This is a genomic window from Stieleria bergensis, from assembly GCA_007745635.1.
Taxonomy (GTDB): Bacteria; Planctomycetota; Planctomycetia; order Pirellulales; family Pirellulaceae; genus Stieleria; species Stieleria bergensis.
Map to the genome: position 1 here is coordinate 1,782,878 of CP036272.1, position 23,625 is coordinate 1,806,502.

Below are 23,625 nucleotides of genomic sequence, written 5' to 3' on the forward strand. Positions count from 1 at the left end.
CGCTTGGCTTGGGGGTGGTTGGATTGGCCGGGTGACAATTGCGTCATAACGACTACCAAGGCTGAGTTAGGGAGTTTGAACGGACAAGCGGTCGATGACAGGAATGCGACAGCTCTTGCGGACCATTCGCAATAACTGAGTCGCCATTTGGTCGTCGGGGCAGGTGCCACTGACGATCAAGACGCCGTTTTGTTGCGTGACCAACGCTCGGGAACCGGGAAAAGCGCGAGCCACTGATGTATTCAATAGCTGCGTGTCGATGCCGACCTTTTCGCCCAGTGCATTAACGTTTTGGCTCACGTCGATCAAGAACGTTTGCACTCGAGTGGTTTGATCGGGGGCGACATCCGCCCACACCGTCAGGTAGGTCTTTCCCAAACTGGTTCCAATCAACTTGATTTGATTGTGCCCACTGTGAAAGACTTGGCAGATGCTGTCGTCATCAATCTTGAATTGACGCAAACGACCACCAATCGTCATCGAACGCACCTGAGCTCTGGACAGCTGGATCGGGATCGCGTTGGCGGTCTTGCCATCAATCCCCGAGACAGGTGCATCCACGGTGACAAGCTTGGATTCACCAGGAATCCGCCGCGGTGTTGGTGCTGGCCTTAGCTTTGTCACCGTTTTTGGAGCAGGATTCGGCTGAGCGATTTGATCCCCAGCAGCCGGTCCCGGACCGCTTTCCGTCAGGCCAGCGGCCAGTGGAGGTGCGGTGGAACTCGTCTCGGGTGTTGGATCTGTTGGGCCTGCAGGCTGCTCCATCGAAGCCGGATCGTAAGTTGCCGAGCTGATAGCCGACGGTGCCGCGTTGACCTGCGGACCAACTGGGCCGACAAGCTGTGCCGGTGGTGGATCGGCGACCACGGTGCGTTGGTTTCGCACGCCGTGAATGGATTCTAGTCCCGGTGGCTGAGCCATGTGATCGGTCGCAGTCGGCAAGATTGGTTCGTCAGCCGATTGCACAGTGGGGGGCTCAGCGTCTTGAGCTGTCGCTGGGGCATGTGGTTCAGGCACTGCGATCACGCCGCTGGTCTCTGCCGCGGTTTCAGCAACTCGATCCTTCAATGCAATCTGGGACGCAGGGGTGGCCGCTGGCTTGGAGACTGTTTGCGGGGCGCTGTCTGTGCCGGACACGCTGTCTGTCTTGGCATCAGCGTCTGTCTCGGCATCGGTGCCTGTGGTCGCGACAGCGGAAGGAACCGGGACAGTCCCTTGCTGAGTGGGCGGATTCGCTGGCGCCGAGGGAACTCGGTTCGCTGCCATCGAGAACGCATTGAACTGCGTGGTTGATTTGATTTGAGCTGGAGTGGCCTGGGCTGGATTCACCTGGGCTGGATTGGTGGCTGGCGATGCGTTGCTGGCACCCGTTTCGGTAGCGCCCACCGTTGCTGGTGCGGCGTGCACGGGACTCTCACCACTGTCGACCCAATGTTTCTTGGTGACCTGTTGGTTCGCAGCATCGGGTTGAGCGAAGGCGATCTTGATCTCTTGGCTCACTTCACCCGGCGTCGTGCGGTCAGCGGATGCTGCCGGCATCTCAGGGAGGGGCGGCAATGTTGATTCGGCGGCGACGGCAGACGCAGCGTCATCGTTTGCGTCATCGCTGTCGCCTTCAGCTGTCGGCGTTGCAACCACCGATCGCGAGGCTGTTCGAGGCGTCCCACGGACCACACCAGCGTCTTGGTGATTGTCTTTCGGCTGGCGTTGCGGTGGAGCAGCAGCAATCGAGGTTGGTGGAGTCGCTGGCGGAGCAACCCGGCCGTTTGTTCCCGCCGAAAATGGTGGCGGCGGTGGCAGCATGCTGCCTTGGGCGATCGGCAAGCCTGGCTTGGCTGCAGACGCATCTGGCTCGCGATCGGCAGACATTGCTGGCTGTTCTGCGACCGGAGTTTCTGTCACAACCTCGGTTGGTCGTGAACTGCGAACTTCGGGCTCGATGGATCGATTTTCTTGCGCTGCGGCGCCGGGTTGCGACACTTGGTTTGCCGGTGGTGTCGTGCTTGGCGCGAGCCCCAGATCGGCGATGGGGAACTGTGGCAGTGCTGGCAACTTGGCGATCGGCAGAGTGCTCAGTGACTGAGTCGCAGTGTTTTCCGGCTTTGACGCTGTGCTGTCAGTAACCGGTGCTGCTGGAGCATCTTGCTGCGCGGCCGCAGGCATTGGCTCTGCTGCGGTTGCGGGTTCGGTTTCCGCTTCCTGTGCGTTGCTGACTTCGTTAGCCATTTTGGGCGAGGCTGCGTTTTGCCCCGCGTCTTCTGGTTCGACAGCGCTGGAAGGCATCGCGGCCGGATCGTTCGGCAACGGTTTGGCAAAAGCCACCCCAGGAGCCAACTGAATCACACCGCTGCCACCAGCGTAAGCGGTTTTGCCATGTTGCAAAATCTTTGGCTTGGCAACCTTGATCATCTGGTTGGTGCCACCAGCGGACTGGCTGGATGCCGCTGGCATGTTTCCAGAACCAACGTTTCGTTTCACCGCAACGCGAGGTGCTGCGGCCGGTTGATGTTTGGGCGTCAGGTCGAACGGCAGCGGTTCGGTCTCACTGGCAGCGCTTTGATCGTTGGTCTCGGGCTTTGCTGTCGGCGCGGTGTTTGGCGCAGAGTTCGCCGCGTCGGCTTTGGCGTGCTTGCCAAACCGAGGTGGCAAGATCTCACGAATCACACCGCCATCTGGAGCATGATCCGTCGGCGCCGCCTGCATGACGGATGAGCCATCGGACAGCGAAAACTGAATCGGTTCGGTGATCTTGATCGACTTCTGCTGATCGCGAGCATCAGCCACTTGCAGAATCGATTCATCGTCTGAATTGGATTCAGACGGCGTTTGTGTCGCCGACGAAGTCGTCTCCGTTGCCGCAGTGTCTGCTTGGTCGAGATTGGAACCAGCTTTCAAGGGCGCGGGCGGATCAATGGGACCGCCTGCTGGAACGACGGTCGGCGCTGTCAGGCCTCCGCTTTGATGCCCAGATTGCATCAAAGCAGGATTGGCTGCCAGCGCGGAATGCGCTGCTTGTCCGCTCGGCTCCGCCTGGCCGGTTGCCAGCGCCAATCCGTTTTGCATCACGGCTTGATGGCTGGACAAGACGGCGGTGTGTTGAGGTTGAGGAACCGGTTTCAGCTGCGCGTCAGGCTGGCGGCGGATCAGCATCGCCAGCGATTTGGGTTGCTGCGTGCTGACTTGTTGATCGGCTTGTTGGCTGGCCAAACTTGCGGCCGTTGCGAATTGATTCTGCTGAACGACACCGATCGGTGCGTTGGGTGATGCGCCGATTGATTGTGGACTTGGCAGTTGAGACGGGATCGGTTGTCCGCTGACGGCAGAGTTTCGTCCATCAGCCGGTGCGGCGCTGTTTCCGTGTGCAGATGGCTGCAGGAAGGGGTTTGACTGAACCACCCCATTGGCGACTGCCGCCGAGTTGCCAACGGGATCGTTGGCGCGGCCCGCGTAAGGTGATTGGTGCAAGTAGCCCGCCCCAGCGACCGGAGCACTGGCCCGAGCAGCACTGGCCCGAGCAAGATTGCGAGCACGCTGTGCCGCAGCGGCCTGATGTTGCTGAAGCGAGTTGGCGGCATGCTGTGGAAACGATGCTGCCGGATTGGCCGAATGGCGGCTCTTTAGCTGAGCCGAATCAATCAGTCCGGAGGAGAGTTCATCGGATCGCGCGGTGGAGCAACAGGCCAACAATGCCGCAATCAAAGACGCCCGTTTAGCGCTTTGAAGGAATGCATTGTTCGTGGTCATTTTTCGTTTCGCCGTGGTCACACGCATCTGCGTCCCTGAAATCGAAAGATCGATGGCTACCGTCACCGTGGTGACAGGTGGACAGTGCCGGGTTGTTTAGCAGCAGCAGGGAGGTCTGCGAGGCTGCGTTAGTTGTGGTTGTCCCAGGCGCACTGGGTGCCCATGCGCCGATTGCCCGTTGATCTACGTATCGGAACCCTGCTTGGCAGACATTAACGATTCTTTGGGATGCATCGTTTATGTCTGGCGTGACAAATGTACGAATTGTGCCAGATACCGATGGCTGCTGGCCGACATCCCGTCGTTGGCTGGCGGGCCGCAGACTCGATCGGTTTGTCTAAAGCCCTTGCAGGTAGGAGGTTGCGACGACGTGCTGTGGGTATTGCCGCTCTCGCGTGAAATTTTTTTTCAAATTGACCAAACGTGTCACGCGTTATGACCAGAATTTTGCTATCAAAACCACACTCTCCGTAGTCCTGCGAAGGTCGTGCCGCAACCCGCTGCAATGTGCCTCAATTTCTGCCGTTTCACGATTGCTTGACTGGACTGCTTGACTGGACTGCTCGGCAGCACAAGACCAGGCGTCGTCACTGGCTCCGCCAAAACACGGACTCCGCCAAAACACGGGCTCGGCAAGCGTTTTGCTTTGCCGTCAGCCGCGCTCTTTCACTTCTTTAGATTCTCACATGACACCCGATCCTGCAGCTCCATCGCCTCCCTCGGCGGCGATCCAGCGGTACTTTTTTGATTGGCAGCAACCGTTTCTCGCTCAGGTTGCCAGTCCAGACGTGTTGAAGCGATTGTTCTGCGACCAGGCCGGCCAGCTTGATGCTGGCGGCTGGGTTTGTGTGTTGCCGACCGCTCAGTCCGTGGCCCGTTTTCGGCAACTGCTCCAGCAATGGGGCCAGAGTCAGACGCAGGCGGTCCCATTACCGAAGGTCATTTCCGTCGGTGAAGCGGCGGAGCAATTTTATCATTCTCAGCAAGTGATGGCGAACGAGTTCGAGCAGACGATTGCCTGGGCCACGGTGTTGGCAAAGCGAGACCATGAGACGATCCGCCCGCTGGTGCCGACTCCCAACGAGTCAGAGGGCTTTGTGTTTTGGCTGGAGCTCGCTGGGCGCTTGCGATCATTATCAACCGAGCTGGCGGCGCATTCGGTTTCGTTTCAAAAAGTGCTTAGCCAAACTCAGCGTCCGATCGACCAAGCGCGCTGGAAGCTTCTGGCACAGTTGCATGATGAGTACCTTGAACATTTGCAGGTCGCGGGCCTTGCAGACAGGCACCAAGAACGCGCGCGGGCGGTGGACCAGGGACGTTTATTTAATGGAAAACGCTTGCTGCTGATCGGCACCAGTGACTTGAATCCCTCAGCGGCCAATGTCATCAAAATGGCGGCTAAGGATTCGGGCAATCGCATTGTCGCACTGATTGCTGCACCGCCCGAACGTGCCAATGATTTTGATGAGGTCGGGCGCTTTCGCACCACTGCGGTGCTGTCACGGGATGTGCCTTGGAAAGATGATCAGCTGATTTCCGCTGGCGATCTGCGTGATCAATGTCAGCGTCTGGCGGCGACGGTTTCTGATTGGAATCAAACGCTTCGCCCAGAGCAAATCTGTGTTGGCACAACGGATGGTTCTCAGGTGAGCCCACTGGCTTTTGCCCTGCGCACCGCCGGCTTTTCGGTCTATCGAAGTCAAGGCTACAGCGTGGCGAACTCGGGGCTGATGAAGTTGCTTGATTGCGTGATGCAGCATCTGCAGCGGCCCTCCTGGCGCTCGCTGGCTGCACTTGTCAGGCATCAAGATGTTTATCGATTGCTGGTCGCGACTCTTCAGGTTCGTGATGTGCAGCAGGAGCCCCTGCAGGCGATCGATCGCCTGATCGCCAATCACTTTCCCTCTTCGTTGCAGACCGAATTGCCAGATCGAGTTGCCAAAGCCAGCCAGACTGCGCTGATGATTCGCGATCTTGTTCAACGATTGCTGATGCCTTTGTACCAGGATGGATTGCTTGACGTTCCCATCGCGGATTGTGAAAGCAGTGATGAACAGATGGCCAGTGACCAGGCAGAGTTGGCTCTGTTGGTGCCGTTTCTTGGCGACGCTTCGTCGTCCAGCGTTGACCAGATGACGGAGGACTCCATTCGCGCCGTCACTGCGCCCCTGACGACGTGGTGTCAGCGACTGCACGGATGGTTGCAGGCCATTGAGCAGGCCGACCAGGTGCAGATTGCGGGACAGGAAGACGTTGACGCCGAGTCACTGAATCGCATTGCCCGGCGTCAGGCTTGTGAATTGCTGCAACGAATGGCAACCATCAGCTGTGGATTGGATGTTGAAATGGACGCCTTGACGGCACTGCAAACATTGAAGATGCGGTTGTCAGCGCTTCATGTGCATCAACAGCCCCAGGCGGATCAACTGCATTTGCGAGGCTGGTTGGATTTGGCGCTCAATGATTCACCAGCAATGATTGTGTTGGGGCTGAATCATCCCTATGTCCCTTCAGCGGTCGGCAGTGATTCATTATTGCCCGAATCGTTACGCACTCAGTTGCAGATCAACGACAATGATCGTCGAATGGCACGCGATCAATTGGCGATTGAAATGATGATTCAGTCTCGCAGTTTGACTCCATCTGAGGGCCAGATGCGTTTCATCGTTGGCAGGACCGATGCTGGCGGTTCGCCGATTCCACCGAGTCGACTGTTGGCTGCGGCACCGGCCAAGGACGTCGCTCGACGGCTTCAGTTGTTGACCGGAGAACTGAAATCAACGCCCTTTGATTCAGGCTGGAAAGCACTGCCTAAGTCCCAGTTGCCGCTCCCACCGGTCGATCAATCACTGGATGTGCCACCGGTCAGCGTGACTGCGTTTAGCACCTACCTGCAATGCCCTTATCGGTTTTACTTGCGGCACGTTCGGAAACTGCGTCCCTTGGATGATGACGCACCGGAGTTGGCGGCCAATCAGTTTGGCGACCTGGTTCACGGTGCCTTGGAGTTTTTTGGCGAATCAAAGGACAAAGGTTTAACTGATCCTGATGACATTTTCTTGGCGCTCAAGCAGCATTTGTGTGTGTACGTTGACAAGACGTTTGGCAAGCCGCTCAGTCAGGCTTTGACTTTGCAGATCCAGCAGGCAGAAAAACGTTTGCGATTCGTGGCCGATCAGCAGGCAGAACGAATCGCCCAGGGCTGGCAAATCCATCAAGTGGAGGCTTCAGTTGGATTGAGTCAGCCAGCGTATTTATCAGTTGATGACATCAAGCTGGCGATCCGCGGGCGTTTCGATCGGATCGACTATCATCCACAGTTGGATCGTTGGGCGGTTCTTGATTACAAGACGCATGGTCACAAACCAGAGAAGAAACACTTTCGCCGCAATCGCAGTAGCGGTGAAACCAAGTGGTTGGATCTCCAATTGCCACTTTACCGCATGATGATTCCTCACCTGGGCATTGATGCGCCGCCGGATCAAGTCGATTTGGGATACTTCAACGTCAGCGATAAAGCCAGTGAGACAGGGATTCACCTGGCTGACTTTGATGAAGACTTAATGCGACAGGCTGAAGAAGTGATTTACCAGTGTGTACGCGGGATCGTTGCCAAGGAATTCCAACCCACGAGTGATGTGGTGCAGTACGATGATTATCAAATGATTTTGCAAACGGGAACCGCCGCACGAATGTTGGCTGGATCACTCGACGACGTGGAGGTGACGCAATGAGCTCCCACACCACTGACCTGCCGTTGTTCCCGGAAGAACCGGAAACCATCTCGGCATCGAAGACACTTTCGGATGCGTTATTGGTCCGCGCTTCGGCTGGAACCGGAAAAACCTATCGTTTGGTAGGACGATTGATGCGGTTGTTATTTGATGGTGTCAATCCTGGCACCATTTTGGCAACAACCTTCACGCGCAAAGCCGCTGGCGAAATTCTTAATCGGATTCTACAGACTCTTGCCGGCGCCGCGGATCCAAGCAACGAGCAAGCCTTGCAGGATTTGCAGCGGCAGGTCAACGACACCGCTATCACACATCAACAGTGCATGTCGTTGCTCAAGCAGTTGCTGCTGCGGATTCATCAAGTTCGAATCGGGACGCTCGATAGCTTGTTCTCTCAGCTGGCAACCTCGTTTTCGTACGAATTGCAGATGCCATCGTATTGGCGATTGACCGATGAAATGGAAGAGACTTGGTTGACCGCGCGTGCCGTTGAGGCCATGGTGGGTGAAGCCAGTTCTCGGCAGATGCAGACCTTGCTTTCCATGCTAAGCAAGGGGGATATCAAACGCTCGGTGGTCGGCGAAGTCATCCAACAGGTCACTAGCACTTATGCCGCCTGTCGCCGCTGCCCTGATGATGTTTGGGATCAATTGGTGGCCCCTAGTAAGCCCGATCAAGAGAGCTTGCAGGCTTCTTTTGATGCCCTGGCCAGTTTTCCGATTCCGCAGGCCAGTCTGCGAAAGGCCTTGGACAAAGTGCTGGATCTGTATCGCGATGGGCAGGTCGACGGCTTAAAGGAAAACACGCTGATCGCCAATTATGTCAAGGCACGCCGAACAGGTGATCCGATCAAGTTTGGCCGTTCCAAATATCCAGTCGAAATCGAATCCGCGTTTGGTGATTTGTATGCTGCGGTGCGATCGGACACGCTGCGGGCCGTGCAATTACAGAATCAAGCCACCGGAGAGCTCTTGCAAGCTTATGACCGTCAGGTGACCGGGCTGAAACAGTCCGCGCGAACGTTCGCCTTTGACGACATCGCCGTTCGTCTAGCCGATCGGTTTGCAGAGACCAGTGTGGAACAGTTTGTTCAGCAGTTAGACAATCCAGTTGATCATCTGTTGTTGGACGAGTTTCAAGACACTTCGCCTTTGCAGTGGCAGATTCTCAAAACCATCGCGTTGTCCGTCACTCAGCTTCGTGAGGACGGCTCGCGAGGTTCTTTCTTTTGCGTCGGTGATACAAAGCAGGCTATCTATGGCTGGCGCGGTGGCGTCGCCGAGATCTTTGAGACCGTGACCGGTGATTTGCCGAATGTGCATGCCGACGCGATGAATATCAGTTATCGCAGCAGTCCCGTCGTGATGCACGCCGTCAACCGTGCGTTTAAAAACATGACGCGGCATAAGAATGCTGCCAAAAGTGCCGATGCCGACAGCTGTGATTCCGAAACGTATGTTGCAGACGCGATCAAGACCTTCGCGACCGATTTTCCAGAGCACCTCGCCAGCCGTGCATCCATGCCGGGTTATGTGGAACTGGCGACCTGTTCGGAGGAATCGGTGGGTGAGGACGCCGAACCGGCCAGCATTGATAAACACACCGTTTGGAAAGCCTCTGCACAACGGATCGCGGAACTCAATCGTGTGGCGCCGCACCTCAGCATTGGTGTGCTGACGCGTAGCAACACTGGCGTGGCCAGCATGATCACGTATCTGGAAAGTCACCAAGTGGACGTCAGCCAAGAAGGTGGTAACCCGCTGGTCGATTCTGCTGCGGTGGACTTGGTTCTGTCTGCTTTGATGATAGCTGAACATCCTGGAGACCCGCGTTGGGCGTTCCACGTTCAGCATTCACCACTGGGGCAACTCCCCGAAATCACCGCTGACTGGGTGCGTGAATTGGTGACGCAGTCTGGGTTGGCATTGGCGGTCGAAGAATTGGTGGTTCAGGTGGCGCCGCACTGCGATCAGCGAGACCAGGATCGCTTGAGCCAATTGGTGCAAGTGGCGATTGAGCACGAACCCAATGCGACGCTCCGTCTACGTGATTTTGTCCAGTTGGTTCGGCAACGGCGTGTGGAGCGACCTCAGCCGGCACCGGTGCGAGTGATGACCATTCACCAAAGCAAGGGCCTGGAGTTCGACGCGGTCTTTTTGATCGAACTGGATCAGAATCCGGTTGGTTCGCAGGCCGCTTGCGTGGTCGACATGCCCGATCTAAGCAAACCTGCCACCGGGATCACACGCAGTCTTTCCAGCAAGGCCTGGCATTACTTAGAAACTTCTTGGCAGCGTGTGTTCGGCAAAGCAACTCATCGGCAAGTCACCGAGGCGCTATGCTTGCTGTACGTGGCGATGACCCGCAGTCGACAGGGGCTGTATATGATGGTTCAGCCGTGTAAAGCAGGGAATAAGCGGACCGCGACCTGGCTGCACGCCGGACTAAGTGCCGTTGAGACCCAGCCGGTCAAGGAGTCGCTGGACGAATTTGCCGCCGCTCTGGACGACATTGAACAGCCCGGCACCCTGCTCTACCGCTGTGGTGATCCTGATTGGTTTGAGCACCGTTGAATTTTGATCGTTTTGGAAACCAAGACCGTGACCCGAAAAATCTTACACGCCGCTGACATCCACTTGGACAGCCCCCTCCGCCAACTCAGTCAATTTGAGGACGCGCCGGTTGACGACATCCGTGGTGCATCGCGCAAAGCGTTGCAGAACTTGGTCAAACTGGCCATCGATTGTAAAGTCGACTTAGTCGTCATTGCTGGTGATTTGTACGACGGTGACTGGAATGATTACCACACTGGGATGGCCTTCGTCAAAGCAGCCAATCAATTGGTCGCCGCCGGCATTCCAATGTTGGTGATCTGTGGAAACCATGATGCGCAAAGCAAAATGACTTCCTCGTTGACGCTGCCAAAAAATCCCGATGATTCGGAGATCTTTCTGCGGACGAAAAAGCCCGAGACTCGTGTTCTGGAGTCCATTGGTGTCGCCGTGCACGGGCAATCGTTTCATCTCCAGCATGAGACGCAAAACATGGCCATCGAATACCCTGATCCGATACCTGATTTGTTTAACATCGGTTTGCTGCACACCGGTTTAGAAGGTGATTCGGGGCACGCTCATTACGCCCCCTGCACTCGCAACCAGTTGATCGAAAAAGGTTATGACTATTGGGCCTTGGGGCACATTCATCAGCGGCAAGATCATGGGACCGCCGATGGACCGCCCATCGTCTATCCCGGCAATCTGCAAGGCCGTCACATTGGTGAACCAGGTGCCAAGGGCTGCGTGATCATTGAGGTGGATGATCGCAATCGTTGCGATTACCAGTTCCATGCCTTGGATGTGCTGCGTTGGTTTTTGATTGAACTGGATGTCTCTGGTTGTGCTTCCGTCCCCGAAATGAAGCCGCTGCTAGGTGAGCAGTTGCGAAGTCTGCTTGTCGAGAACCCTGAATCGCTGTTGGCGGTGCGGATTGAGTTGACGGGCCAGACCGAATTGCACGAATCCTTGCGACGTTCGGTGGCTCATGTCCGCGCCGAGATGCAATCGACTTGCCTCATTGAAGGCCAGGAACGCGTGTGGCTGGAGAAGGTCAAGGTAAAGACCTCGCGGCCCAAGCAGGCAACGGGCCGGTCAGATTTTAGCGGTCCATTATTGAGCCTGCAGCACGTCGCAGATTCCTGGCGCCAGGACGATACGCTGATGCAGATTTTGCAAAAAGAACTGGCGGCGATCGAGGGAAAGCTGCCTAAAGAGTTGGCCGCCACCAGCGATGACCCCGCGTTTCGATTCTCAGATTCACAGTGGTGCGAAGAAATACTTAATGATGCCATCAGCGAACTTCAATTCCTGTTGCTGGGTGGTTCTCAGCCGGGAGGTCAAGCATGATTATTGAACACTTGTACCTGAATGCCTTCGGCCGATTCAAAGATCAGCACCTCGATTTCTCTGCCCAGCCGTGTCGCCTCCATCTGGTGTTTGGACCGAATGAGTCCGGCAAGACCACTTCGCTGCGGGCGATTGGTGATCTTTTATTTGGTATTCCCAATAGCACCATCGACAACTACTTACATCCCAACGCCAAAATGCGCGTGGGGGCGACGCTAATTACGGCGGACGGCAGTCGCTTGTCGTTTCTGCGCAGGAAAGCACGCAAGGATCCCCTGCGTGATTTAGATGACAATGCCGTCGTTGCACCCGAGCAACTGGAACGCGTGTTGGGCGGAATCAGTCGCGAGGCATTCTTCAATCAATTTGGTTTGACGTACGAGGCTCTCCGTCAAGGCGGCGAAGAGGTCAAACGCAGTGAAGGTCATCTTGGTGAAATCTTGTTCGCCGCCGGAGCCGGTGTGAGCCAGATGAGCGAAATCGCGTCTCAGCTGACCAGCGATCTGAAAGGAATTTTTGTTCCCAATGGTAAAAAGCCGCCCGTCAACGAATTGATCTCCACGTTGCGACGGACTGCCAGTGAGCTCAGAGACCAGGCTGTTCCCACCCGCCGATTCAACGAACTGCAGCAGGCCATCGAAGAGGCGACCGAGCAAGCAGAGGAGTTCAGCCAACAGCATCGTAGCCTTGAAAAACAACGTAAACGCAATCAAGCCATCGTTGAAGCCCTGGCGATCATCAATGAATGGGACGAGGTTTGCCGCCAGCTTGACGAACTGAAGGGCGTGAAAGAACTGGATGCTGATTTTGCTCCCAAAAGTCAAGCGACGCAGTTGGAACTCAAAAACTCGCAAGATCGATTGCAAGCTGACAAGGATCGAATGGATCAAAAGCAGCAGGACCGCCAAAGTTGCCATTTCGATCAGGCTGTGATCGATCAAAGTGAACCGATCGAAAAACTCTACGGCGAGTTCACGCTTCGCAATCAGCGGCAAGCTGATGTCGAACAGTCCGAAGCGAAGCTACAGCAACTGGCCGCGGATTTGGTTCAGCAATTGACCGGATTGCAGATTCCCGCTCGGCAACCTGATGATGTCGCTGCATTGTTGACTCAGGCAGATCAGTTGACTGTCACGATCGCGCGGAATGAGCTAACGGATCGGGTTCGATCCCATCAAGCTGATTGGCAGGCTCAACAAAAAGCAGAAACAGATCATCGCGAAGCGACGCGGCACATGGAAGATTGCCAGTTGCAGTTAACGGAAACGCCCGATGATCAAGGTGGATTGCGTTTGGACATCGTGCTTCGCGAAATCGGAGCCTCCGCCGTTCTGTTGGATTCTGAAAGTGAACGCTTGCAGCGTTGTCAAAGCGTCACCAGTCAGTGCCAGAAGCTGCTTCGCCAGTTGAACTTGCCACAGTTCTCAGTCAGCGAGGTTGTGAAGTTGCCGTTGCCGACCGATGAGCAAGTGCAAAGCCTTGAAAGCCAAATCAAGGACAGTGAGAAGCGTTTGCAGCAAGAGAGGCTGAAGCTGGAAGGCAGTCAAGCAAGGCAAGAAGAAGTGAGGCTCCAGCTCGATGAATTGCGACGTGAGTCCCAAGTCCCAACTCAGCAGGATCTGCAGTCGGCCCGCCAGGAACGTGACGAGACGGTCAATGGTCTGGTGACAGTGGCGGCCGATCAATTGGTACCGGCAGTCGATCAGGTTCGGCAAAAAATCAATTCCGCGGACGTTGTCATTGATCGAATGCGGGCGGATCAGGAAGCTGTAACCACTTGCAGCATGCTGCAAGATGACTTAGACGATCTGGCCAAAAAGATTCAGGAACAACAGCAATGTGTGGACCGAGCAATCGAGACAACGGATCAAGTGACGAAGAAATGGGACGCTCTCTGGAGTGAGCGCTCCATCGATGCGCAGAGTCCCGCGAAAATGAAGCAATGGCTCGGCACGTTTGCTGACTTGTTAAGCAAACACGATGAACTCCAGAGTGCTGAACAAGAACATCAGACCGTGCTGCGTCAAATCCAGGATGCCACGTTGCGCTTGACGGATGTAATCGAGGTTTCTGAGGCGAACCAGCAACCAGGCGAATCCGGTGATCCCGATCGCATTCGGCAACAGTTTCAAGTCATTTATGATCAAGCTCAGGAGCAGAATGTAGTGCTGAGTGAGATTCGCGACCAGCGGAAAACGCGGCAAGCTGCGCTTCAGCAAGCTGAAGCGGACTTGACCAAGAAAAGTCAGGATTTGGATCAAGCGAACAGGGGTTGGAAGCAGTGGCAGCAGGGCTGGCAAGAGGCATTGGATGCGCTGGCGGTCGGTCTAAGTGATGCTGCGCAAGCGGCCATTGGGGCGTTGAAACCTGAGGCGATGTTGCAGCATCTCGAGCAACGCGATCTCGTCCAAAGCACCGCCGAACAGATTCGCAGCACTCAGCAGGCAATCGCCAATCTGCAATTGCAAGTCCAGCATTACGATCAGCAGGTTACCAAGTTGGCCGGTCTGCTGCTGGGGCAAGCCGAGCAACCCGTGTCCGAATTGATTCGAGCCTTGAAGAGTTCACTGGACCAGTCATTGGAGCAACAGCGCAGATCCAAGGTGTTGGATCAAGAGATCAAACAGCTGGAGCAGGCTTTGGCCAAAGGGAGTGACGAGGTGCGTGAAGGCACCAACCAGCTGGAAGCTTTGTGCAAACAGGCTGAGGTTGCCGGTCCCGATGATCTCGACAAGGTCGCTCGTCAGGCACAGCAAAAACGCAAGGCCATCGACAGCCACGATCAGCTACGCCGACACTTGCAGTCGCTGGCGGCAGACCTTAGTGTGGACGAGTTTGTCCAACACGTTCATGCAGCAGACGTGGATCAGGTGCGAGCTTCCATCGATCAGTTGGCTGATGAAATGGAATTGCTTAAACCACAGAAGGATCGAGCGTTGGAAGAGCGTGGTGCACGATTGACCGAGCGTGATGCGATTCAAGGAGACCGTGGTGCTGCGGACCTGAAGCAAGATTATGAATTGCAGTTGTCTAAACTCCGCGATTTGACAGCGGACTATGCCAAGCTTAGTATCGCTCAGCGCTTACTGAAGCAGACGCTGGAGCACTATCGCAGTGAGCATCAGAGTCCGATTTTGGCGCTCGCTTGTTCGGCCTTTGCGAAGCTCACTGAAGGACGTTATCAGGGCTTGGTCCCGGGGGAGGACAGTAAAGGAAACCCCGTGCTGTACGGTCACCGGGGAGGCGATGACGAATGGGTGCCGATGGGGAAAATGAGTGTCGGGACTGCCGACGCAGTGTTTTTAGCTCTACGAATCGCCTCCATTGAACATCAATTGGGTTCCGGCGTCGTGATGCCGGTGGTGATTGATGATTGCCTGGTGCAGCTCGATGATCAGCGCGCCGGGGCAGCGTTGCAAGTGCTGGCTGATCTGGCAACGCAGACCCAAGTGATCTTGTTTACGCACCATCAGCATTTGTTGGATTTAGCTGGCAGCACGCTGAACGCAGATCAATTTCACACGCATGTCCTGTAAGCACGTCGTGGAAAAGTGCCATCGCCGCACCATGCCTTGGCTCGATCACGTTGCTCCGTAGGGTGCCGTGCTTGCACGCACCAATGATCATCAAACGCACCCTACGTTTTGTCATCAGGCGTTTTGGCGTCGCCACGGCCCTTCAGCAACACCTCGCCGCTTGCGGGAGGATGTTGTTTCGCTGCCTGCGGTTGGCGTTGCCAACCACTTCACCCTCACCTCGCCTAGGCTCGACTCTCCCGCCAGCGGGAGAGTTCAGTTAACGAAGGGGGCAAGGGTGTTGTTGCATCTGCCTGCGGTTGGCGTTGCCAACCACTTCACCCTCACCTCGCCTAGGCTCGACTCTCCCGCCAGCGGGAGAGTTTAGTCAACAAATGGGGCAAGGGTTTTGTTGCATCTGCTGGCGGTTGGCGTTGCTACAGTTTTTTTGGTGCGTGCAAGCATTGCACCCTATTCGGCGCTGGCTCTTGCTGTTTGAGAGGCAGACTAGGCAGTGGCGATGGAATCAATGATCTGATTCAGGGTCTGGCTTGGTCGCATCGCGGCGGTCGCTTTCTCTTGATCAAACTGATAGTAACCACCCAGTTCCACTGCACTGCCTTGAGCGGCTTCCAGATCGGCCAGAATTGCGGCTTCATTCTCTTGCAGGGCTTTGGCAACCGGTTGGAACGTTGCTGCTAACTCAGCATCTTCTGTTTGCTGGGCCAGTTGCTCGATCCAATACTTTGCCATAAAGAAGTGGCTGCCGCGAGTATCGAGCTCACCAACTTTACGTTTGGGTGACTTGTCTTCGTTCAGAAAGACTTCCGTCGCTTGATCCAAGGCTTTGGCAACCAATAAGACTTTTGGATTATCGATTTTTCGGCCAAGGTCTTCTAGCGAGACGGCCAATGCCAGGAACTCACCGAGTGAATCCCAACGCAGGTGTCCTTCGGAGACGAACTGTTGAACGTGCTTGGGAGCTGAACCGCCGGCACCTGTTTCAAACAAACCGCCACCGGCTAGCAGCGGCACGATGGACAGCATTTTGGCGCTGGTGCCGAGTTCCAAGATGGGAAACAAGTCCGTCAAGTAGTCTCGTAGCACGTTGCCGGTGACTGCGATCGTGTCCTGGCCCGCTCGCGCTCGTTGGCAGGAGTACTTGGTGGCGTCAACGGTGCTCATGATTTGCACCTCCAAGCCATCGGTGTCGTGATCGGGAAGGTACTGGTTGACCTTTTCGATGAGGTTGCTGTCATGGGCGCGATTGGCGTCGAGCCAAAAGATTGCTGGAGCGCCACTTAAACGCGCGCGTTCGACACCCAAGCGGACCCAGTCGGCGATGGCCACGTCTTTGGTTTGGCACATGCGCCAGATGTCCCCAGCGGTGACGGCGTGTGAAAAGATCAGCTCGCCTGCTGAGTTCGTGACTTCAACGGTCCCGTCGGCGGGGATTTCAAAGGTCTTGTCGTGTGAGCCATACTCTTCGGCTTTTTTGGCCATCAAGCCCACGTTGCTGACGCTGCCCATTTGCGTCACGTCGAAGGCGCCGTTGGCTTTGCAGTCTTCGATCACGGCTTGATAGACGCCAGCATAGGAACGATCGGGGATCATTGCTTTGGTCGCGTGCAGTTGACCATCAGGGCCCCACATCTGTCCTGAGGTTCGAATCGCCGCCGGCATGGACGCGTCGATGATCACATCACTGGGAACGTGCAGGTTTGTAATGCCACGGTCTGAGTCGACCATCGCCAGCGGCGGTCCGGCTTGGTAGGTGGCCTGGATGTCTTGGCGAATGGCGTCCGCTTGATCCTTGGGCAGGGAATCGAGTTTGCTCTCCAGGCCGCCCATGCCATTATTGGGTTTGACGCCAAGTTGCGTGAACGCATCGGCGTGCTTTTCAAACACGGTGGCGAAATAGGTGCTGACGGCGTGACCAAACAGAATCGGGTCAGAGACCTTCATCATGGTGGCTTTTAAGTGCAGTGAAAGCAGCAATCCGTTGTCGCGAGCGTCGCTAATTTCAGCTTGATAGAATTCGCGTAGTTTCGCGACACTCATGACAGCCGCATCAACCACTTCACCCGCATCAACAGGGACGGGGTCACGGAGTGCGGTGCGCGTTCCGTCGCTGCTGACGAGTTCAATGTTCAGTTGATCCGCTTGAGGGATGGTGGCAGATTTTTCGCTGCCATAGAAGTCGCCTTCGCTCATGTGGGCAACATGTGCTGGCGAATCGCTGCTCCATTGGCCCATCGAGTGCGGGTGACTCTTGGCATAGTTCTTGACGGCCGCGGCGACACGGCGATCGGAGTTGCCTTCACGAAGCACGGGATTAACGGCACTGCCCAGGACTTTTGCGTAGCGGCTCTTGATGTCCTGTTCTTCGTCCGTTTGCGGGTCGGCAGGAAAATCAGGGACAGCATACCCGTTGCTTTGCAGTTCCGTGATCGTTGCAGTCAATTGCGGGATCGAAGCGCTAATGTTGGGCAATTTGATCAGATTAGCCTCAGGAGTCTTGGCGAGTTGGCCAAGTTTGCTGAGCGCATCTTCGCAGCGTTGTGATTCGCTGAGGCATTCCGGGAACAGCGCCAGAATGCGTCCGGCGAGCGAGATGTCTTCGGTTTGAAACTGCAGTCCAACGGCGCCACCGACGGCTTGGATGATGGGTAACCAAGAATGGGTCGCGAGTGCTGGTGCTTCGTCAGTGTAGGTGTAAACGATGCTGGCGGACGAATCACTCATGAGGTATCTAAATTAGCTGAAGGAGGTTGGTTCGATGGAATGCAATGCCTCGGGCAGTCAGCCCGAGGCGGGATGAGAAGTCGGATGGGACTACAGTTCGATCAAGCTTTCGCCGGTCATCTCGGCTGGCGTCTCAAGTCCCATCAAGGTCAGGACCGTAGGGGCAATGTCGGCGAGTCGTCCGCCGCTGCGAAGCGTTTTGCCAACTGCATCAGGGTCAACGACGATCAAAGGCACATCGTAGGTGGTGTGTGCGGTATGAGGTCCACCGGTTTCGGGATTGATCAATTGCTCGCAATTGCCGTGGTCTGCAGTGATCACCAGGGATCCACCCTTGGCAAGCGTGGCCTCGACGATCTGTCCGACGCAGCCATCGACTGTTTCAACGGCTTTGATCGCGGCGGCGAGGACGCCGGTGTGACCGACCATGTCACCATTGGCAAAGTTGACGATCAGCAGATCGCTTTGCCCGGATTCAATTTCATCAAGCACAGACTGCGTGACCTCAGCGGCTGACATTTCAGGCTTTTGGTCGTACGTTGAAACGTCTCTTGGTGACTGAGCCATGGCTTGAGTTTGGCCGTCAAACGGATCGTCACGGTAGTCGTTGAAGAAAAAGGTGACGTGAGGGTACTTTTCCGTCTCGGCACAGCGGAACTGTTTCAAGCCTTGTTCGCTAACGTACTGTCCCAGAATGTTGGGCATCTTGGGTGGCTTTTCAAAGATCACGTTGACCGGCAAACCGGTTTCGTATCCGGTCATCGTCGCGTAATAAAGATTGTCGACTTTCGTCCCGCGATCAAAACCGCCGCCGTCGATTGCAGCCCAAGCCGCATCGTCATAGACAAATGCTTTGGTGATCTCGCGGGTTCGGTCGCCGCGATAGTTGATGAAGACCACCGCATCACCGTCGCCGACGGTCGGTGGTGCCGCACCCTCGGGGACAATGGAGGTCGCTTCGATGAATTCATCGCCGCTGCGACTGGGTTCGGTGGGATTGTCGTAGTATCTCTGGATCGCTTCGGCGGCAGTCGTTGCCGTTCGAGTCGCACCCTTGGTCAGAGCTTCGTAGGCGGTCTGGACACGTTCCCAACGCAGATCGCGGTCCATGGCATAGAAACGTCCCACCACGGTTCCGATTGCTCCAACGCCGGCTTCAGACAACTTGTCCTGAACCTTTTGAACGTACGCCAATCCGCCGGTTGGCGAAGTGTCTCGACCGTCGGTGATCGCGTGGACCACTAGACGATCGGCCGGCAGTCCAGAGTCTTTGTACAGGTCGACCACTGCTAATGCGTGGTCCAAGTCACTGTGCACGCGGCCGTCTGAGATCAGGCCCAGCACATGCAGCTTGCCGCCTGTCTTGCGCACATGGTCGACCGCGCCGTTAAGCACTTCGTTTTTGAAGAAGATCCCCTCGCGAATGGCGCGAGTGATTCGCATCACCTCTTGGTCCACGATCCGACCGGCACCGATGTTTTGGTGGCCCACTTCGCTATTGCCCATCACGCCAGTCGGTAGCCCAACGTCTTCGCCCGAGGTCTTGATCAAAACATTCGGGTACTCTTTCATCAGTTGTTCAGCAACGGGCGTTTGGCCCTGGATCACGGCGTTGGACTCATCCCACTGGGGGTATGGGTTTTCGCCCCATCCATCGCGTACGATCAAGACGACTGGTTTCCGGCGAACTTCGCTCATGACAACAATATTCTTTGGCTGAAGTGAAGGCGTTGCAGGTGACGCTCGAGGCCACCGATCTGGCCGCTCATGGTAGCCGAGAATCGCGTTCCAACACAGTGGGGCGGTTGGCGGCAGCCCGCTTCTGGTGGTCGCTGCTATTGGCAGGTCGTCAGACCCCAGCCAGAATCATGCGGCGGCCACCAGAGGATGGCTTCGCAACGCTTCAGGTTCCCTGTGTTCTTTCAGCCATTTTCACTGTTTTAACTCAGCCATTTTCACTGGGCTTTTCCATGCCACTGTTGCATTTTGACTGCCGCTCCAGCGATTTGCTGGCCGACGATCAGCGTCTGTTGCTAAAGGCCTGGAGGGATCGGTTTGTTGCTCAGCATGCGGTGGATTTTGAAAATGGGAAAAATCGCGATCAGCGGCTGCCCGATGATTTGCCTTTTTGGGCCCTGCCCGAACAGTTATTGCACGCGTATGAGAAGCATCGTGAAAACAGCGAACTGGGCCAAGTGTTTCGCATTGCCAATGGTTTGCACGATCAAGTGGACGCGCTGCTGATTGTCGCGGAGCCAGCTCCATTGCTGCAGGTTCGAGCGGTGATCGAATCGGGCTGCGATCCCTTTCATAATGAACTCTCACGTGCTCACCGGGGCAGCAAACCACGCACCTACTACCTGCGGCCAGACGATTCCAGCGACGTGATTCAGGCCGTATTGGGGCGATTGGATCGCGGCGGCTATGGTGATGGGATCGCCGAGTCACGCTGGGCGATGGTGGCAATCGCGCCGCCTCCAGTTGATGGGCCAGTTGATGGGCCAGTTGATGGGCCAGTTGATGGGCCAGTTGATCAGCAGGTCGATGGGCAAGCCCCGGCAACACCGTCCCGATCTGCATTTGAGCGACTGGTGTTCGGCGTGTTGTTGCCGCGCCTGCCCACCTTAAACGACTCGCCGGCGACCGACGCGCTCCCGCACCCGTTCACGCTGATTTGTCATCAGGACGACCCTTTGCTGCAGCGAATGCCAGAGTCAGCTCACAAGCAAATGCTGTGCGTTCCCCGTTCGCTGCCGCTCGGCTGTCAAGTTTTGTCCCCCGTGGTGTTGTTGCCAGCGGCGTTCTTGGGATTTGACTGCGTGCAGTTATTGGTGGGGGCAGCCGAGCTGAATCGCAATCTGGTGGAAGCCGATTTTTCCAGCAACTTGGTCCTGCAGTTGCTGGCCCATGCGATCAGAGGGGGCGCTCAACGGCGGCAAACGCACCGCTTCGTGGCACTCGATCCATCCCTGGAGAGCCTGTGTCGGTGGGCCAATCACGCCTGTCGATTTGATCTGCCAGAGAGCATCGACAATGAGTCAGCATCACAACCGGCCCCCCTGGCAGTCCTGGCAACCCGGTGGCGGGTGGGGCGGCAGCGGAGCGATCAGCTGATGGTGGACGGTCGTCCCTGGCAGGATTGGCAAGCGGATCGAATGAGCGGTGAATTCGCTGCCGATTTTGCGGAACTCCATCTGCCGGTGATCGAGCCCAATGCGTTGGGCCAATTGGTCCAGTGGGTCATGATTGCGGGGCAAATGGCGGCAGCGGAGGGTTGATTTGGCCGCCGTGGCGTCAAGCGGCCTGCCGATTGTTTGTCCGGCGCAGGTCTTTCTGGGGCTGAAGCCGCAGGGTCGAAGGCAAACGCCCCATGCAATCTGCCGGAGTCCGCCCGCCGTGGGTGGCTGCGGGGCTAAAACTTTTGCGGGCGATCGGTTAACCTTAGCACGCCCCGTTTATGCTCTGTTGCGGCAGAGTTTCAAGACAACCTTGTGGATTCACCATGTCTGCCATTGATGATCTGTTTGCACGTTTGAAGTCTGAAAATCGCAAAGCGCTGATGCCCTTTATCACAGCGGGTGATCCCGACATCGCGGTAACAAGCGAAATCTTGCAGGCCATTGATCAGGCCGGAGCCGATCTGTGTGAACTGGGGATTCCCTACAGTGACCCGATCGCTGACGGTCCGGTGATTCAGGATTCTTATCAACGAGCCTTGGACAACGGCTTTCGTTTGAATCAAGCGCTGGATCTGGGGGCACAGCAAACCGCCGCGCTGACCATGCCCTTGGTGACGATGGTCAGTTACTCCATCATCTGGCGTGTTGGATTGCAAAAGTATGTCGAGCAAGCCAAACAAGCGGGGTTCCACGGTGCCATCGTTCCAGACTTGCCCGTTGAAGAGGCTGCCGCGCTCAGCAAATTGTGCCAAGCAGCGGACTTTAGTTTGGTTCAGCTCGTCACTCCAACAACGTCTAGAGAGCGGCAGTTGCAAATTGCTGAATCATCCAGCGGATTTTTGTATTACGTTTCAGTCACTGGCATCACCGGCGAACGAACCAAACTGCCCACAGACTTGGTCGATCATGTCGCTTGGCTGCGTTCGCAGACTGAGTTACCGATCTGTATTGGCTTTGGAATCAGCGGTCCCGAAACGGCTGCCCAATTGGCTCCTGTAGCCGATGGATTGATCGTCGGATCGGCGGTCGTTCGGCGGATCCATGAAGCGGGGCCAGCCAACGCGCCGGCCGAGGTCGCTGCGTTTGTACAACAACTGCGCCAAGCGATCGATCAAGCCAGCACTCGTTCATAACCGTTCTGACGCGTGCTTTCTAAGAAGCACTTTGGCGATCTCGATGCAGCCCGAGCCTGCCGGACGCGGCACAAGCAGTGGTGCTGAACTGCCTTGCAGACCAGCGGTCTGTCCATGACGCAGCCTCCTGTATCGATCGGTGTCCCCGTTTAAGCGATGCGAACTCTTGTCGACGCGTCGTTTGGCAGTCTCTAGCCGTGCTGTTGCACAGCGCTGCGTTCGATTTGGCCGCATTGGTTCCTCGCAACCAGTTTCCTCGCAACCAGTCCTATTGCTCGCAACCAGTCCTATTGCTCGCAAGCAGTCCCGCGCGACTCGGTGCGTTTGGCCGTCGACAACGGATCAGCAATTCCAAGGATCGCCTGCGGTAGGCGGAACGACGCCAAGCTGGAAAGCGAAGCCCCTGTCTCTTGTCGGGCGTCCCCTTTTGTGGAGGGGGGATTGGCCTGCGTTCTAAGGGTTCGCCCCCCCTGCGGGTCATTTCTTTTGTTTTCGGCCTGGGGGTTTTGGGGGCGCTGAGAACTTTCTGTCCCTCTAAATGCGCTAACCGGACTCTCTGGGGATTGACTCCCGTTGGTTTGCAATAATGCTGTGCATTGAAGATGGCAGGAGGGCAACTGTCAAAACGTGGCTCCGTCCCTTCAACTTGCACTTCCCCAATGACTCGTCTTTTGTTTGCCAAATCGTTTGCTTTCGGCTGCTTAATTTGCTTGTTTGCCAACAGTGTTAGCCAAGCAGGCATGATTGCGAATTTCACCTTCCAGGGTGAGTCCCTCGAGAACCAAGCTGCCAGCGGCGGATCAGGCGGTGTGGGCGGATTGAGCCCCCTGGAACGCTTCGACCAGAACCTCGGTCAGTCAAGCGTCAAGAACACTGGCAATCTTTCGACGGTGAATCGCGGTGGCGATGACTACGCTGGTAGCAGCGATAGCTTCTCCCCGGACTCTGCTCTGGAGAGCTATTTCGGTTTCAGCTTTGACGTCTTGGATCCGCTCACCACCGTCACGGGTTTCTCATTCGATGCTGCGGTAGATTCGGGCGTTGAATTGGCTGCAGAAATCTTGCGGTTCGAGGAAACGGGACAGACATTCAGTGACGGGTTCTACGGAATCGATCTGATTAGTATCGACGATCTTCTGCCCCCGATTACCAATCCTTCGACCGATTGGACCACCTATCCGTCCGGCGTCCTTGCTGGGGATGATTCACTGGACATCGAGTTGCCCGAGGGACGCTATGAAGTTCGGATCTATGGAGTGGATGCCAACGGTGGTAGCGGCCAGATCCAGGTCGACAACATTCAGTTGACCACGGAAGTTGAACAACCTGGGAATGCTCAAGCGGCCCCCGAGCCCTCCTCGCTGATGATTTTCGCATCGACTTTCGTCGGTGGACTCATGTTGCGTCGACGTCGATCCTAAGAGGATATCGTTGCGACAGTTCCTTCGCGGTAACTGTACACCAGAACCATTGATGACCTGATGGGGCCGCGTTGGAGGCCTGGAAAATCAAGGCGTACAATCGGATGGAAACGTGGGGCAAAGTCGCTGAGGCATTCTGTCGGGCGACGGGTGCTGGCAGGTGAGACCGAAAACGAACCCGCCGCCTGAAGTCAACCACAAGAAGCGAACGACTGTGGTGGACGGTTGCTCTTCGCTGGCAAGAGAAGTGGA

General features: G+C 56.2%; 10 protein-coding genes. 7 read left to right on the plus strand and 3 right to left on the minus strand.

Annotation, left to right across the window (positions count from 1 at the left end):
- Positions 1–66 precede the first annotated feature (66 nt).
- Complete coding sequence (locus SV7mr_RS06050; RefSeq protein WP_145270146.1) at positions 67–3,744, minus strand: hypothetical protein; 3,678 nt, start codon at positions 3,742–3,744, stop codon at positions 67–69.
- Positions 3,745–4,430: 686 nt separating this feature from the next.
- Here SV7mr_RS06050 and SV7mr_RS06055 point away from each other — a divergent pair.
- From SV7mr_RS06055 to SV7mr_RS06070, 4 genes are read left to right on the plus strand one after another with little or no spacing between them, the layout of a single operon-like run.
- The gene (locus SV7mr_RS06055; protein ID WP_145270148.1) at positions 4,431–7,478 is read left to right on the plus strand and encodes a PD-(D/E)XK nuclease family protein; all 3,048 of its coding nucleotides are present in this window, start codon (positions 4,431–4,433) and stop codon (positions 7,476–7,478) included.
- Positions 7,475–10,051: a UvrD-helicase domain-containing protein gene (locus tag SV7mr_RS06060; RefSeq protein ID WP_145270150.1), complete on the plus strand. Its 2,577-nt coding sequence runs from the start codon at positions 7,475–7,477 to the stop codon at positions 10,049–10,051. Before SV7mr_RS06055 ends, SV7mr_RS06060 begins: the two co-directional genes overlap by 4 nt.
- Positions 10,052–10,078: 27 nt before the next feature.
- On the plus strand, positions 10,079–11,380 hold the full coding sequence (locus tag SV7mr_RS06065; protein WP_419188156.1) for a metallophosphoesterase family protein: 1,302 nt from the start codon (positions 10,079–10,081) through the stop codon (positions 11,378–11,380).
- Positions 11,377–14,916: a YhaN family protein gene (locus SV7mr_RS06070; protein WP_145270154.1), complete on the plus strand. Its 3,540-nt coding sequence runs from the start codon at positions 11,377–11,379 to the stop codon at positions 14,914–14,916. Before SV7mr_RS06065 ends, SV7mr_RS06070 begins: the two co-directional genes overlap by 4 nt.
- A 486-nt stretch (positions 14,917–15,402) precedes the next feature.
- Here the strand turns inward: SV7mr_RS06070 and SV7mr_RS06075 are convergent, their stop codons facing one another.
- Both SV7mr_RS06075 and gpmI read right to left on the minus strand, forming a co-directional pair.
- A complete protein-coding gene (locus tag SV7mr_RS06075) occupies positions 15,403–17,640 on the minus strand; it encodes an NADP-dependent isocitrate dehydrogenase (RefSeq protein ID WP_145270156.1) in 2,238 nt (745 codons plus the stop codon).
- Positions 17,641–17,730: 90 nt separating this feature from the next.
- Positions 17,731–19,338: a 2,3-bisphosphoglycerate-independent phosphoglycerate mutase gene (gpmI, locus tag SV7mr_RS06080; protein ID WP_145270158.1), complete on the minus strand. Its 1,608-nt coding sequence runs from the start codon at positions 19,336–19,338 to the stop codon at positions 17,731–17,733.
- A 272-nt stretch (positions 19,339–19,610) separates the two neighbouring features.
- Here gpmI and SV7mr_RS06085 point away from each other — a divergent pair, with 272 nt between their 5' ends.
- The 3 genes from SV7mr_RS06085 (at position 19,611) to SV7mr_RS06095 (ending at position 23,373) form a co-directional block, all read left to right on the plus strand.
- A complete protein-coding gene (locus SV7mr_RS06085) occupies positions 19,611–20,918 on the plus strand; it encodes a hypothetical protein (RefSeq protein WP_145270160.1) in 1,308 nt (435 codons plus the stop codon).
- Between the two features lie 224 nt (positions 20,919–21,142).
- Positions 21,143–21,952 (plus strand): tryptophan synthase subunit alpha, encoded by an 810-nt coding sequence (gene trpA / locus SV7mr_RS06090; RefSeq protein ID WP_145270162.1) that lies wholly within the window; start codon positions 21,143–21,145, stop codon positions 21,950–21,952.
- Positions 21,953–22,611: 659 nt separating this feature from the next.
- A complete protein-coding gene (locus tag SV7mr_RS06095; protein ID WP_419188157.1) occupies positions 22,612–23,373 on the plus strand; it encodes a PEP-CTERM sorting domain-containing protein in 762 nt (253 codons plus the stop codon).
- The last annotated feature ends 252 nt before the right edge of the window (positions 23,374–23,625 follow it).